Source organism: Haloarcula ordinaria (assembly GCF_029338275.1).
In the GTDB taxonomy this organism is placed as follows: Archaea; Halobacteriota; Halobacteria; order Halobacteriales; family Haloarculaceae; genus Haloarcula; species Haloarcula ordinaria.
Genome location: NZ_CP119790.1, coordinates 92841 through 106077, shown reverse-complemented (window position 1 = coordinate 106077; position 13237 = coordinate 92841). Strand labels below are relative to the sequence as shown.

The 13237-nt window shown below is 63.4% G+C and carries 12 protein-coding genes; 8 read left to right on the top strand and 4 right to left on the bottom strand.

All coding sequences use genetic code 11. The annotated features are described in order from the left end of the window. Window positions 1–32 precede the first annotated feature (32 nt). Together P1L41_RS17360 and P1L41_RS17355 are read right to left on the bottom strand one after the other, a co-directional pair. Window positions 33–191 (bottom strand): hypothetical protein, encoded by a 159-nt coding sequence (locus P1L41_RS17360; RefSeq protein ID WP_276298706.1) that lies wholly within the window; start codon window positions 189–191, stop codon window positions 33–35. A gap of 66 nt (window positions 192–257) precedes the next feature. Next, on the bottom strand, window positions 258–1241 hold the full coding sequence (locus tag P1L41_RS17355) for an amidohydrolase family protein (protein ID WP_276298705.1): 984 nt from the start codon (window positions 1239–1241) through the stop codon (window positions 258–260). 120 nt (window positions 1242–1361) lie between these two features. Between P1L41_RS17355 and P1L41_RS17350 the strand changes: the two genes are divergently transcribed. The 7 genes from P1L41_RS17350 to P1L41_RS17320 all read left to right on the top strand — a co-directional run bounded on the left by P1L41_RS17350 (window position 1362) and on the right by P1L41_RS17320 (window position 9795). Further along, entirely contained in the window at window positions 1362–2264 is a 903-nt protein-coding gene (locus P1L41_RS17350; RefSeq protein ID WP_276298704.1) for a DMT family transporter, read from the top strand. 45 nt (window positions 2265–2309) lie between these two features. After that, window positions 2310–3713, top strand: coding sequence for an MATE family efflux transporter (locus P1L41_RS17345; RefSeq protein WP_276298703.1), 1404 nt, complete (start codon window positions 2310–2312; stop codon window positions 3711–3713). A gap of 70 nt (window positions 3714–3783) precedes the next feature. Further along, window positions 3784–4866, top strand: a complete 1083-nt coding sequence (locus P1L41_RS17340) for a zinc-dependent alcohol dehydrogenase (protein ID WP_276298702.1) — start codon at window positions 3784–3786, stop codon at window positions 4864–4866. A gap of 157 nt (window positions 4867–5023) precedes the next feature. Further along, window positions 5024–6046 carry an alcohol dehydrogenase catalytic domain-containing protein gene (locus P1L41_RS17335; RefSeq protein WP_276298701.1) on the top strand — a complete coding sequence of 341 codons (1023 nt, stop codon included), beginning with the start codon at window positions 5024–5026 and terminating at the stop codon, window positions 6044–6046. Window positions 6047–6142: 96 nt separating this feature from the next. Next, on the top strand, window positions 6143–7246 hold the full coding sequence (locus tag P1L41_RS17330) for an alpha/beta hydrolase (protein WP_276298700.1): 1104 nt from the start codon (window positions 6143–6145) through the stop codon (window positions 7244–7246). A gap of 65 nt (window positions 7247–7311) precedes the next feature. Further along, window positions 7312–7944: a rod-determining factor RdfA gene (rdfA, locus tag P1L41_RS17325; RefSeq protein ID WP_276298699.1), complete on the top strand. Its 633-nt coding sequence runs from the start codon at window positions 7312–7314 to the stop codon at window positions 7942–7944. A 75-nt stretch (window positions 7945–8019) separates the two neighbouring features. After that, on the top strand, window positions 8020–9795 hold the full coding sequence (locus tag P1L41_RS17320; RefSeq protein ID WP_276298698.1) for an archaea-specific SMC-related protein: 1776 nt from the start codon (window positions 8020–8022) through the stop codon (window positions 9793–9795). A 28-nt stretch (window positions 9796–9823) separates the two neighbouring features. Here P1L41_RS17320 and P1L41_RS17315 read toward each other — a convergent pair whose 3' ends face one another. Together P1L41_RS17315 and P1L41_RS17310 are read right to left on the bottom strand one after the other, a co-directional pair. Next, complete coding sequence (locus P1L41_RS17315) at window positions 9824–10297, bottom strand: Lrp/AsnC family transcriptional regulator (protein ID WP_276298697.1); 474 nt, start codon at window positions 10295–10297, stop codon at window positions 9824–9826. Between the two features lie 108 nt (window positions 10298–10405). Next, window positions 10406–11839: an aldehyde dehydrogenase family protein gene (locus tag P1L41_RS17310; RefSeq protein WP_276298696.1), complete on the bottom strand. Its 1434-nt coding sequence runs from the start codon at window positions 11837–11839 to the stop codon at window positions 10406–10408. Between the two features lie 212 nt (window positions 11840–12051). Here P1L41_RS17310 and P1L41_RS17305 point away from each other — a divergent pair, with 212 nt between their 5' ends. Next, window positions 12052–13233 carry a pyridoxal-phosphate-dependent aminotransferase family protein gene (locus P1L41_RS17305; protein ID WP_276298695.1) on the top strand — a complete coding sequence of 394 codons (1182 nt, stop codon included), beginning with the start codon at window positions 12052–12054 and terminating at the stop codon, window positions 13231–13233. Window positions 13234–13237: the final 4 nt, after the last annotated feature.

Below are 13237 nucleotides of genomic sequence, written 5' to 3'. Positions count from 1 at the left end.
GCCGGCCCCTTTCAGCGGCGTGACGACAGGCTTCAGTCGTCTACGTCGTCTACGTCGTCTTCCTCGATTTCCTCGACGTCCTCCAGCGCCGGCAGCCAGTACTTCGCAGCGACGTACTTGTTCAGCGCCAGGAGACCGAGCAGCACCCCGATACCGAGGAGGATGGTCGCGATCCTGATTTCGATCTGCATATGCACAATCATGCAGTTCGACGGTTAATAGCCGTCGGTCCCACCAGTCGGGTGGTCTGTCAGCGACTACAGCCCGAACACGTCGATCGCCGTGTTCCCGAGTATCGCCGCAGCAGCCTCCTCGGTCGGCGCTCTCGCATCGATATCTGCCACCGTCGCCGGCGCGTCTTCCATGTTGAAGGGGTAGTCCGTTCCGAACAGGAGATGGTCGTCGCCCACCGTCTCTATGGCAGCGCCAACCGCCGGCGCGTGGAAGGAGATGGCGTCGTAGTAGAACGACTCGATGTAGTGGTAGATGGAGTGCTCCGGGGAACTGTCGGGGTCGTCACGGAACCGCTCCCGGCCCCGTTCGAGCCGGCCGACGAGATACGGGAGCGCGCCACCCATGTGCGCGATGATAACGTCGAGGTCGTGCCGGTCGAAGAACCCGTCGAAGATGAGGCGCGTTAGCTGGACGGTGGTGTCGACCGGGAAGACGACGGTCGGGTCGAGGCCCCCTTCTTCCGGCTCGAACTGCTCGCTCAGGACGTTGCGCGTCGGGTGGACGAACACCGGTAGCCCGTGGTCCTCGATGCGGTCGAAGATGGGTTCAAATGCCGGGTCCGACAGCGTCCGTCCGCGAACCGCGGTGGGGACTGCCACGCCAGCGAGCCCCAGGTCGGCGATTCGGTCGACCTCGTCGACGGCCGCGTCGGGGTCACGGAACGGCACCGTCCCGAAGCCCGCGAACTCGTCAGGTCGCTCCGCCTGTGCATCGGCGAACCCGTCGTTTATCGCCCGGACCAGTTCGACCGATTCCGCGTCGGTGAACGTCTCGTCGTGTGGGCTCGGATTCGAGATGGACGCGACCGTGCGGTCGATGTCGTGTTCGGCCATCCACTCAGACCGCGCTTCGAGGTCTCGGAAGCCCGGCGCCAGTTCCCGAGCGGTATCGCCGTAGACCGCGTGTGGTGTGCCGTTCCGGTCTTCGACACGGACTTCTTTGCCCCACTCACGGAGCAGGTCACGATACGCTGCCGGCAGATAGTGCGTGTGGACGTCGACGCGCATACGATACTCCTGGACTGCACGGTGGTAAAAATATCCCTGTCTTCGGGAAGTCGCCTTCGAGGGTGTTCGTGGTCTGGTACCCACAACCATTATCAATAGGTCCGTCGAACCGGCAACGCAATGCAACACGATGTGATCGCGCTCGCACTACTGACCGCTGCCGGGTGGGGGGCCTCGGACCCGCTCGCAAAGACTGGGATGGAACGGGGTGGGACTCCGTTACAGGTGTCCCTGACGGTCGTCTTCGTGAGCGTCGTGGTGTACTGTGCCGTGTTGCTCGCCCGTGGCGTAGCCCTGTTCTCCCACCCCTACTGGGTACTCGGCCTGTTCCTCGCGACTGGCTTGACCGCGACCGCGATAGCGCGCCTGTTGAGTTACACCGGCGTCCAGCGCGTCGGTGCGAGCATCAGTAGCGCGACGGTGAACACGCGCCCGGTCTGGGCGATGCTGCTCGCCGTGGTGTTCCTCGGTGAAGCTGTCACCGCACAGGGGACCATCGGCATCGGGTTCGTCGTCGGTGGACTCGTCACGCTGGCGTTCTCGAAGGGCGGCGACATCTCGGGGTGGCATATCCGCGACCTGCTCTTCCCGCTCGCCGCGGCACTGACCTTCGCCGCCGGGAACGTCGCACGTCGCTACGCGTTCACGACGACGGACATCAGTGCCATCGAAGGCGTCGCTATCAACGAGGCGGCGGGGCTCTTCGGACTCCTCGTCTACCTCCTGTTTCGCCACGGGCGTGACTTCGGCGAGTTCATGATGGCCCCACGAGAGGCGTACGCGTACTTCGTCGGCTGTGGGCTGCTCAGCGCTCTGTCGCTGTTTACCCTCTTCGAGGCGCTGGACCGCGGGCAGGTGGTCCTCGTCGACCCGCTCTCGAGTCCGACGTCGCTGTTCGCGATTCTGTTCACCTTCATCTTCCTGCGCGAGGTCGAGCGCGTGACGAAGCGCCTGCTCCTCGGAGCGGTACTCGTCATCATCGGTGTCGTCCTCATCACCGGTCCGCAGGTGTTCACGCTGTGAGCGGCAACGGACGGGCGTACTGCCGGTGACACCCCTTCCGAAACGATGAGCACGGAGACTTCGAATCCGGACGGAGACTGGATAGAACAGGCCAAAGAGGTCTGGCGGTGGACGCTGTCGCTATCGTGGCCCGTGATGATACAGCAGGTCTTCCAGACGCTGATGCGGACCACCGACATCATCGTCACCGGACTGTTTTCCCCGGTCGCGGTCGCCGCCATCGGGCTCGCGGACCTCTACGCACAGATCCCGCTCCGACTGGGGCAAGGGTTGGGCGGCGCTGCCATCGCCCTCTCGAGTCAGGACACCGGCGCCGGTGCCGACGCCAACCGTGACGAGGCAGTCACGCAAGCCCTCATCATCGGAGCGCTCATCGGTGTCCCGCTGGCAGTCGCCGGCGCGCTGTTCGGCTCCACGGCCATCGACCTCCTCGGCGCGGCACCGGAGGTCGTCCGGCTCGGCGGGCTGTATCTCGCGGTCATCCTCGTCGCGAGTCCCGCGAAACACGTCGCCATCATCGGCGTTCGGGCCCTGCAGGGGACCGGCGACACGAAGACCCCCATGCTCATCAACATCGGGTCGAACGTTATCAACATCGCCTGTTCCGTCGTCCTCGGACTCGGAATCGGGCCGTTCCCGCGGCTCGGTATCTTCGGGGTCGGGCTCGCGACGGCGCTCGCCAACGCCTTCACTGCGGCGAGTATCCTCCTGGCGTTCACCACGGACCGAATCGGCCTCTCGTTTCGCCGGCCGCGAGACTGGACCATCACCCGCCAGCTCGTCGTCGTCGGGACGCCACAGTTCGCAGAGGGCATGTCGTCGACCGTGGCGATGTTCCCGTTCAACGCGCTCTTGCTCGGGTTCGGGACCGAAGTCGTCGCGGCGTTCCACATCGGGCGGCGGATGCGCCAGCAGGTGACGGCGCCCTTCTACCGCTCGTTCAGTACCGCTTCGAGCGTCATCACCGGTCAGACGCTGGGCGGTGACGACCCCGAGGCGGCGCGGTTCAACGGGTTGGCAGTGATCGCCCTGGCGTTCGTGCTGCTCGGACTATCGGGCGGGGCGCTCATCGTTGGAGCGGCCCCCCTCGCGCGCGTGTTCACCAGTGACCCGGCTACGCTGGCCTACGCGGTCGACTTCGCCCGCGTGTTCGGTCTCGGGGGCATCTTCTTCGGCATGTTCTTCGTCGTCGCCGGTTGTCTCCGAGGGAGCGGTGAGACCCGCATCCCCTTCATCGCGCGGATGGTCGGCGCCTGGGTGATTATGCTCGGGGGAACGTACCTGGCTGGGGAGGTACTGGACGTCGGTATCGTCGCCGTCTACGCCGTCCTCATCCTCTCGTACCTGTGGATGGTCTCCCTCGCCACCGTCTGGTTCTTCAAGGGCGACTGGGAAGCACGTGCCTCGACGATGATGGACGAACGCGGGACCTCGGACTCCGACTCTTGAGGAATTCGGTTCCCGACGCAGGCTTCTACAGCACCGTAACAATTATACTTGCGTTGCCCGAAGCGAGCCCATGGCAGTAGAAGTAGGTGAAACTATCCCCGAGAGTATGCAGGCCATCGTGCTGGAGGGCCCCGACGACTGGTCGATGGAGACTATCGACACACCGGAGCCTGACGAGGTCGAGAACGTTCTGTGCCGCGTCGAAGCCGCGTCGATCTGCGGGACCGACCCGAAGATCTTCAGCGCTGACGTCGACGGCTGGCCGCCAGAGTACCCGTTCATCCCAGGACACGAGTGGTCCGGTGAAGTCGTCGCAGTTCACGACAGTGTCGACCGGTTCGAACCGGGCGACCGCGTGTTCAGCGAGACCCACTCCGGCTGTGGCTACTGTGAGATGTGCCGGAAAGGACGGTACAACCTCTGTGACAACTACGGTGACTTCGACACTGGCCACCGACAGATCGGCCACACCATGGACGGGTCGTTCGCGGAGTACGTGACCATCCCGGCCGACTCCCTGTACAAGTTCGACGACAGCATCTCGTGGTCCGAGGGCGCGCTGCTCGACGTCAACGCCATCGCGCTCCAGTGTTCCGTCCGTGGGAACATCGAGCCCGGTGACGACGTGGCTGTCATGGGGACCGGCACTGTGGGGCTGCTCTGCCTCCAGCACGCCGTCGCCATGGGCGCAAACGAGGTCATCGGAGTCGGGAGCCCGAACCGAAACGAGCTCGCCGAGAAGCTCGGTGCCACCCACACCGTCTCTTACAAGGACGACGACGTCGTCGAGCAGGTCAGGGAGCTGACCGGCGGGACCGGCGTCGACGTGACCCTCGAAGCGGCCGGGAGCGAGACCGGCTTCCAGCAAGCGGTCTGGATGACCCGGAAGGGCGGAACGGTCAGCCTCGACGGCATCCCGAAGGAGAACCTCCTGAAGATCCCGATGGCCGACCTCGTCAAAGAGGAGATCGACTTCCGCGGTGCGCGAGCCCACGCCAACAAGGCCGAAGCCAGCGCCCGGATGGTCGAGAACGGACAGACGGACGTCGACTCGCTCATCACGCACGAGTTCGACTTCGAGGACTTCGCCGAAGCGTTCGATACGTTCAAGAACCGGAAGGAAGGCGCCATCAAGGTCGTCTGCCGGTTCTAAACGGACGAACAACCAGCGTTTTTTCGCGGTCACGACTCGACGAGTATCGACGACGGACCTCACTTGCGCTGTCCAACCGTCCCCGGCCACCACACCGTGCCGAACCAGAACCCTCCACCAGGGCTACAATTATAGGCCGTCGGTGAGTTGAGCGGCCATGGACTGTCTCGAAATCCAGCAGTGGGGTGGCCCGCTCACACGCAGCGAACGGTCGATTCCGGAGCCAGATGCCGCATCGGTACGCGTCGAGGTCGAGGCGACCGGCGTCGGCGGGACCGTCAGGAACGTCATCGACGGGAACCTCGGGAACGACCCCGAGGGCCTCCCGCGTATCCCCGGCCACGAACTGGTCGGTACCGTCGACGAGGTCGGTGCGGGCGTGACTCACCTCGACGTCGGGGACCGCGTCACCGCATACTTCCACATCGTCTGTGGGCACTGTCAGCAGTGTCTGGCCGGGCACGACTCGCTCTGTACGAACCATGCCGGGTGGATAAGCGTCGACACCGACGGCGGGTTCGCAGAGTACACCTGCCTCCCGGCGGGCAACGCCCTCCGGATTCCCGAGGGTATTCCGCCGACCGACGCGACGGTCATCCCCGACGCCGTCGCGACGCCGGTCCACGTCGCGAACCAGCGAGCGAACGTCGAACGCGGCGACCGCGTCGCGGTGCTTGGAGCGGGCGGTGGGGTCGGTATCCACATGGTCCAGGTCGCCGACTACTTCGGGGCCGACGTGACCGCCGTCGACATCGCGACGGAGAAACTCGACTCCTGTGCGGCGGTCGGGGCCGATATCGTGCACGACCCCGGCCCCGACAACGACCTCTCGGCGCTCGACGCGGGGTCGTACGACGCCGTCATCGACTTCACCGGCGCGACTGACCTGTTAGAAGCCAGTCTCGACTTGCTCGGGCCACGCGGTAGGCTGGTGAACCTGACGACGTTCCCCGGCAACGACATGTCGCTGTCGCCCCGTGCCGAGGTGATGAACGAACTGGACGTCGTCGGGAGCCGGTACTGCTCGAAGCACGAACTCAAACAGGCGGCGTCGCTCGTCGCAGACGGCGACGTCGAGCCGGTCGTCTCCGAGAAGACCGACCTCGATGGCACCGCCGCGCTGCTGGACCGCATCGTCGACAACGAAATCGTCGGGCGGGGCGCGATGCGGCCGGTCTGATTCAGCGTCCCGACTACAGCACAACTGTCGGCTACGGGGTCCACCTCGATATTTCTGGGGACAACACTTTAGTCGGCGCCAATCGACGGTTCGGGCATGTCAGAGTCCGAGGAGCCGACAGAGCGTGGCGCAGACTTCGCGACAGAGTCACTCGAGAAGTGGACACCGCGGTTCGTCGCGAACGGGATCGACTACAACGACCTCGCTCGACTGCAGGAACGCATCGACGACTGGTCGGACTGGTGCAGCGAGTTCGCCGCTATCGGTGACGAGCACGAGGCCCTGGGTACAGCCGCGCTGGACCGGGGGGACGAACTCGCTGCCGGACAGCACTTCCGCCAGGCGTCGATGTACTACCACTTCGGGTCGCACGTCTGGCACGTAGACGACGAGGAGCGTGACGAAGCACACATGGAGGCCGTCGACCTCTTCGAACGGGCCGGAGAGTACCTGGACCCACCGGTTCATCGAATCGAGGCACCGTTCGAGGACTTCACCGTCCCCGGAAACCTCCGGGTGCCGGATGCAAGCCCGGGCGGTGACGACGGCGATTCACCACTCGTCGTCCTCCTGCCGGGCCTCGACTCCATCAAGGAAGAGCTGTCCGCATACGACGCTGACTTCCACGACCGCGGTATCGCGACACTGGCTGTCGACGGCGCCGCACAGGGCGAAACCTGGTACGAACAGGGGATGTCGCCACGGTACCCCGAACTCATCTCGGCTGTCGTCGATCACATCCAGTCGCTGGACCCGGACGGCGTCGACACCGACAGACTCGGCGTCTACGGCGTCTCGCTGGGCGGGTTCTATGCGCCGTACGTCGCTGCCAACGAGCAGCGGTTCGACGCCTGTGTCGGTATCTCCGGTCCGTTCACCGTCGGGTCAGTCAGTGGCCGCAGTTCAGACTTGCTGAGAGAGCAGTTCCAGTGGGCCTGCAAGACGGACTCGCTGGTCGACGTCGACGAGACGACCGACGCGATGTCGCTCCGGGACGACATCGAGGACCTCACCGCCCCGTCCCTGATGGTCACCGGCGCTGACGACCATATCATCCCGCCGGCACAGACCGAGCGGATCGCCACGCGCGCGGAGAACGGTGAGTACGTCCTCTACGATAACGGCAACCACGTCTGTAACAACATCCCGTACAAGTACCGGCCGATGGCTGCAGATTGGCTTCGAGAACAACTCGCCTGACTCCGGCGTCCGCTGATGCCCGGTAACCGTGAAAGTATAACCCGTCCCACCCAGTACCGGTCGATATGACCAAGCGAACGCGCTGCAAAGTCGACGCCGCCGTCGATACGTACGGTATCGGCGCGCAAGGCGAAGCGTTCGATGACGTCCACGAGGAACTCGTTTCGCTGTGGAAAGGAGAGACGAATCGCGAGGCGCTCGGATACCGTTCGCTCGCCGACTGGTTCAACAAACACCTTCTACGAACGGTATACAAAGACAACAATCGATTGACGTTCGGCACACAACTGGACACGGAATACGACATCCTGACGGGGTCTGACGAAATCGCTCGCGGGGAGCTCGTAGACGAGCTCGAACTCGCGGACATCGACGCCCAGCAGGTCCGCGACGACATGGTTTCGTTCAGCACGATGCGCAGGCACCTGACGGACTGTCTCGACAGCGAGAAAGCGCGCCAAGAAGCTGAGACGGACTGGCAGCGGACGAGTGTCGAGATTGCTACAGACCAGTTGTTAGAGAAAGTACAGAAGGCCCTGTCTTCGTACGAACACGAGGGTCGCGTGGCCGGTGCGACAGAGGCCGAGGTGTCGGTACGGGTTCAGCTTTCGTGTCCACACTGCCCGACCCGGCGAAGCCTGGAGGATGCGCTTCGACACGGGTACGTGTGTGAGGAGCATCACGGCGGCGATTCCTGACGATTGATACCCACAATTTACCGTTTTCTGTTCCAATCATTAAACTCATACGTGAGGTTGTAGAATACTCTAGTAATGAACTGCACCATCGAGATTGAGAATATCGCGGGGATTTCGGAGGGGATTGCGACGGTAGAGTCCGGAGTCAATACCGTGAAGGCGTCCAACTGGCAGGGGAAATCTAGTTTTATTCGCGCCATCGAGACAGCCTTCGGGACGAAGACCGCGCTCACCGAGGGAGAAGACGAAGGGCACGTCGCTGTCGACATCGACGGCGAGCGCCACGAGGTACGCCTCGACCGGTCCGGCGGGACGGTCGCGCGACACGGGAATCCGGTCTTGGAAGACGAGTACGACAGGCTCGTCGCGGATCTCTTCGCGTTTCTCGGTGAGGACAATGCGATTCGGCAGGCGGTTCGGAACGGCGACAACCTGGCGCCGTTGCTGACGAAACCGCTCGAGGTCTCGGATATCAACGAGCGGATTGCGGATCTCAGGGAGGAACGGGACGCGGTCGAGATCGAACTGGCGAAGGCGCGAGCGAGTGCTGATGACCTCGTGTCGTTGCGAAAGCAAAAAAACACGCTGGAGTCGGAACTGGCGGACCTCCGCGAACAGGAGCAACGGTTCGACGACGCGATGGCCTCCGATGCCCGGGAGGAGCTGAGCGACCTGCGGGCGGAGCGCCAGCGTGTGAGCAGCCTCATCGAACGGCTCGAGAACACTATCGAACGGGCACAGGAGAAACTAACCGACACCCACGAGGAGTACGAGTCCATCGAGGTTGCCGACCCCGCTGACGTCGAAGACGGGCTCGCAGAGGTACGCGACAAACACGAGCGAGCAGAGCAGGACCTCGAGCTCTTGCAGTCGGTCTACTCGGCAAACAAACGGCTCGTCGAAGAAGAGCGGTTAGACCTCCTCACAGACGTCGACCACGGGCTGCTGGGGGACGCACACACGTGCTGGCTCTGTGGGAGCGAGACGACAGCCGACGAAATCGAATCGCAACTCGACGAGGTCGGTGCGAAGGTGCTCGACCTGCGTGAAGAGGCGAGGATGTACGAGGAGCGTATCGAGGAGTTGGAGTCGAAGCGTGACGACATCAGAGACCAACAGCGACGAAAGACTGACCTCGAGGACCGCATCACGGAACTAGAATCGACCGTCTCCGAACGGTCACAGAACCTCTCGAGCGCGAAGCAGCGACTCGAAACGGTCGAGGAGCAAATCGCGGAACTGGAAACGGAAGTCGAGGACGTCGACCGGGAGATCTCAGACATCCGGAGCGACATCAAGTACAAAGAGGCCGAACTCGAGGACGTGGTCGACGACATCCAGGCAGCCGAGCAGGCAGCCACAACCGTCGAGACGCTCGAAGAGGAGAAAGAACAGCTGTCCCAGGAGATCACCCAGCTCCGGACCCGGAAAGACGAGATACAGACCCGGATTCGGACGGAGTTCGACAACTCGATATCGACCATCGTCTCCATGTTCGAGACGAGCTTCGAGAGCGCGCGACTCACCAGCGAGTTCGAACTCGTCGTCGCCAGAGACGGGCGTGAAGTCGGCCTGAATGCGCTCAGCGAGGGCGAAGTCGAACTGATCGGGCTCGTGACTGCAGTCGCTGGCTTCGAAGCCTACGATGTCGATGAGGTGACGCCGGTCATGCTCCTCGATCAGCTCGGCGGGCTCGCAGATGCGAATCTCGAGACACTGGCGGACTATCTCGACGGGCGGACCGAGTCACTGGTGTTGACGGCGTACCCGGAGAACTCCACCTTCGGCGACCACAGAATCGACCCCGCAGAGTGGACCGTCATCGTCGCCGCGCAATCTGCAGGCGTCTGATTCTGCGGTTGCGACGACCGATTCGTTCCTATTCCCCGCTCTCGGAGACCGGGAGCGCACTGCCGTCGTTGAGAACTGATTTGGTTGCTATCGATGTCTCGTAGTTCGCGATCCCGTCGATGTCGTGGAGGGTCTCCGAACTGAACTCCTGGAACTCGGTAATGTCCCGGAAGTTCGCGTGCGCGATGATGTTGTGCCGGCCCGAGAGAATCCACAGCTTGTAGATGTTGTCGTACTGGCTGAGCAGATTTGCGATCTCGTCGGCCTTCCCAGGTTCAACAGAGAACCCGAACGCGACCGAGACGTAGCCCAGTTTCGAGGTGTCGAACATCGTGGTGAAGCGTGTGATGACGCCCTCCTCCTGCAGCCGTTCGATCCGTTCGCTCACCTCCGCGGGCGAAACACCGACTTGCTCTGCGAGCTCCTCGTCGGGCGTTCTCGCGTTTTCGTTCAAGAGTGCGAGAATTTCCTCGTCCGTCGGGTCGAGGTCGATTGTTTCCATAGTTAACCGTACCCGAGTCAACGCATATAGTCGTTGATGTTATTGGTGGGCACTCCCAGACGCTGGCTGTTCCTCGACCGAATGGCTACGAGCGGGTGGGTCCGCCGATCAGATCGACAGGTCGCTGGTCGGGCGGAAACAGATCACGCGCTCTTCGGTGAGCTCTTCGATCGCGTACTTTGGCCCTTCGCGGCCGATGCCGCTCTCTTTCGCACCGCCGTACGGCTGCTGGTCGGCCCGGAACGTTGGGATGTCGTTGATCATGACCCCGCCGCACTCGATGTTCATCGCCGCGGTGAGTCCCACGTCGTGGCTCGCAGTGAAGATACCGGCCTGGAGCCCGTACGGGGTATCGTCGGCCAGTTCGATGGCCGTCGAGAGATCCTCGTACGTCTGGACGGCGATGACAGGTGCGAACGCCTCCTGGCAGACGACGTCCATCTCCTGGGTCGCCCCGTCGACGATAGTGGGCTGGACGACAGCACCGTCTCGAGTTCCACCGAATTCCACGGTCGCACCGTCTTCTTTGGCCGATTCGACCCACTCGATGATTCGCTCGGCGTCGTCCTCGGAGATGAGCGGTCCGACGTCGGTGTCCTCGTTCAGCGGGTCGCCCACGACGAGTTCGGACGCCTGCGAGACCAGTTCGTCGAGCAGTTCGTCGTGGCGCGACTCGTGGACAAGTATCCGCTGGGTGCTGATACACATCTGTCCGCCGTACGAGAACGCGCCGTCGATGATCCGGCTCGCCGCGTCGGCGATGTCGGGGGCGTCCTCGTGGACGATCGCGGGTGAGTTGTTCCCGAGCTCGAGCGAGACGCCCGCAAGTCCGGACCGTTCTTTGATTCGCTTGCCGATGGCGCGGCTCCCGGTGAACGAGTAGTGGTCGATATCGTCGCTGTCCAGCAGCGCCTCGCCGACCGTCGACCCACTCCCGATGACGAGGTTGAGCGCGTCACGCGGGAGCCCGGCCTCGAACAGGGTCTCGGCCAGTTTTACTGCAGTCAGTGGGGTCGTCGTGGCCGGTTTGTGGACGACCGTGTTGCCACCGGCGAACGCCGGTCCGAGCTTGTGCGCGACGAGATTCAGGGGGAAGTTGAACGGGGAGATAGCGCCGACGACGCCGACCGGGAACCGCTTGGTGAACGCGAGTCGGTTGCCGTTACCGGGCTGGGCGTCGATCGGAATCTCCTCCCCGGAGAGGCGTTCGGCCTCGCCGGCCGAGAGCTGGAACGTACTGACCGCGCGTCCGACTTCGCCTCGGGCTGTCTCGATCGGCTTGCCTGCTTCGGCCGCCATGACCTCTGCGAACTCGTCTTTCCGCTCGTCGATGAGTCGACTCGTCTCTCTGAGAATCGACGCGCGCTCGTGGGCCGGCATCGAGGCCATCGTGTCCTTCGCGTCGTTGGCCGCCTCGATGGCTCGGTCGACGTCCTCACGCGTTGCTCTGGTCACCTCGTCGATAACGCTCCCGTCGAACTTGTTCAGAACCTCGATAGTCTCGTCTCGCTGTATCCACTCTGATGCGATATGGATTGACATAGTCTACAATGGTCGATAGACGTACTGCGTATTAAGTTCTGTCGGGAAGCCGGTGTTCCCGGGGAGTTCCGGTCGGAAAGTGGTGTCTTTCGACTGTCCCGTCGGACCGCGGTAGTCTGCTTTGTTTCTCTCACTCGAAGCCCCAGACCGACCGCCGACTATAGCGCAAAGCAGTACATTTAATAATTATGATTGAGTGCGTCGCCACTGGTATGGTTGACGCACCAGCCGTCGGGGAGCTTACACCACCGAACCGTACGTTGATGGGGCCCGGTCCGAGCGACGTCCATCCACGCGTTCTTCGGGCGATGAGCACGCCGCTCGTCGGCCACTTGGACCCGTCGTTCATCGAGGTCATGGACGACGTGCAGGACCTGCTTCGGTACACGTTCCAGACCGAGAACCAGTGGACGATTCCCATCTCCGGGACCGGATCGGCGTCGATGGAAGCTGCCATCGGCAATCTCGTCGAGCCGGGTGATACGATGCTCGTTCCGACCAACGGCTACTTCGGCGACCGGATGGCGAGCATGGCGAACCGTGCCGGTGGCGAAGTGGTCACCGTCGACGCGCCGTGGGGGGAGCCACTCGACCCGGTCGACGTCGAAGCCGCGTTCGACGAGCACAGCCCCGACGTGTTCGGGTTCGTCCACGCGGAGACGAGTACTGGTGTCCTCCAGCCGTCGGTGCCGGAGCTGACGAGTATCGCCCACGCGAACGACGTCTTAGTCATCGCGGATACGGTCACCTCCCTCGGTGGCGTGGAGTTCAGGACCGACGACTGGGACGTCGACGTCGCGTACTCGGGGCCCCAGAAGTGCCTCTCCTGCCCGCCGGGAGCCAGTCCACTGACGCTCAACGACGACGCGATGGACAAGGTACTCTCCCGCGAGACCGACCCGCGGTCCTGGTATCTCGACCTCTCGCTACTGGAGGGATACTGGGGCGACGAGCGGGCGTACCACCACACGGCTCCGATTACGAACGTCTACGCCCTCAGGGAGGCGCTCCGACTCGTCAGCGAGGAGGGCATCGAGCAGCGATGGGACCGTCACCGGTCGGTCGCCGGGGCACTGAAAGCCGGCGTCGAGTCCATGGGGCTCGAGATGAACGCCCCCGACGAGTACTGGCTCCCGAGTCTCAACACGGTCCGAGTTCCCGATGGCATCGACGATGGCACCATCATCCAGTACCTCCTCGACGAGTACGACCTCGAGATTGCCAGCGGCCTCGGTGCGCTCTCGGGTGACATCTGGCGCATTGGCTGTATGGGTCACTCCGCTCGCCCGAGGAACGTCAGTTATCTCCTGACTGCGCTCGGCGATGCCCTCGCCGAACACGGCGCTGACGTCGACGTTGACGCTGGACTGGCCGCGACCAGCGACGCGCTGTAAGGGC

Excerpts from the sequence above, each read along its gene's own strand:
- P1L41_RS17305 (WP_276298695.1), top strand. The coding sequence starts at position 12,052 with ATGGTTGACGCACCAGCCGTCGGGGAGCTTACACCACCGAACCGTACG.
- P1L41_RS17330 (WP_276298700.1), top strand. The coding sequence starts at position 6,143 with ATGTCAGAGTCCGAGGAGCCGACAGAGCGTGGCGCAGACTTCGCGACA.
- P1L41_RS17360 (WP_276298706.1), bottom strand. The coding sequence starts at position 191 with ATGCAGATCGAAATCAGGATCGCGACCATCCTCCTCGGTATCGGGGTG.
- P1L41_RS17335 (WP_276298701.1), top strand. The coding sequence starts at position 5,024 with ATGGACTGTCTCGAAATCCAGCAGTGGGGTGGCCCGCTCACACGCAGC.
- P1L41_RS17355 (WP_276298705.1), bottom strand. The coding sequence starts at position 1,241 with ATGCGCGTCGACGTCCACACGCACTATCTGCCGGCAGCGTATCGTGAC.
- P1L41_RS17340 (WP_276298702.1), top strand. The coding sequence starts at position 3,784 with ATGGCAGTAGAAGTAGGTGAAACTATCCCCGAGAGTATGCAGGCCATC.
- P1L41_RS17345 (WP_276298703.1), top strand. The coding sequence starts at position 2,310 with ATGAGCACGGAGACTTCGAATCCGGACGGAGACTGGATAGAACAGGCC.
- P1L41_RS17350 (WP_276298704.1), top strand. The coding sequence starts at position 1,362 with ATGCAACACGATGTGATCGCGCTCGCACTACTGACCGCTGCCGGGTGG.
- P1L41_RS17315 (WP_276298697.1), bottom strand. The coding sequence starts at position 10,297 with ATGGAAACAATCGACCTCGACCCGACGGACGAGGAAATTCTCGCACTC.
- rdfA (WP_276298699.1), top strand. The coding sequence starts at position 7,312 with ATGACCAAGCGAACGCGCTGCAAAGTCGACGCCGCCGTCGATACGTAC.
- P1L41_RS17310 (WP_276298696.1), bottom strand. The coding sequence starts at position 11,839 with ATGTCAATCCATATCGCATCAGAGTGGATACAGCGAGACGAGACTATC.
- P1L41_RS17320 (WP_276298698.1), top strand. The coding sequence starts at position 8,020 with ATGAACTGCACCATCGAGATTGAGAATATCGCGGGGATTTCGGAGGGG.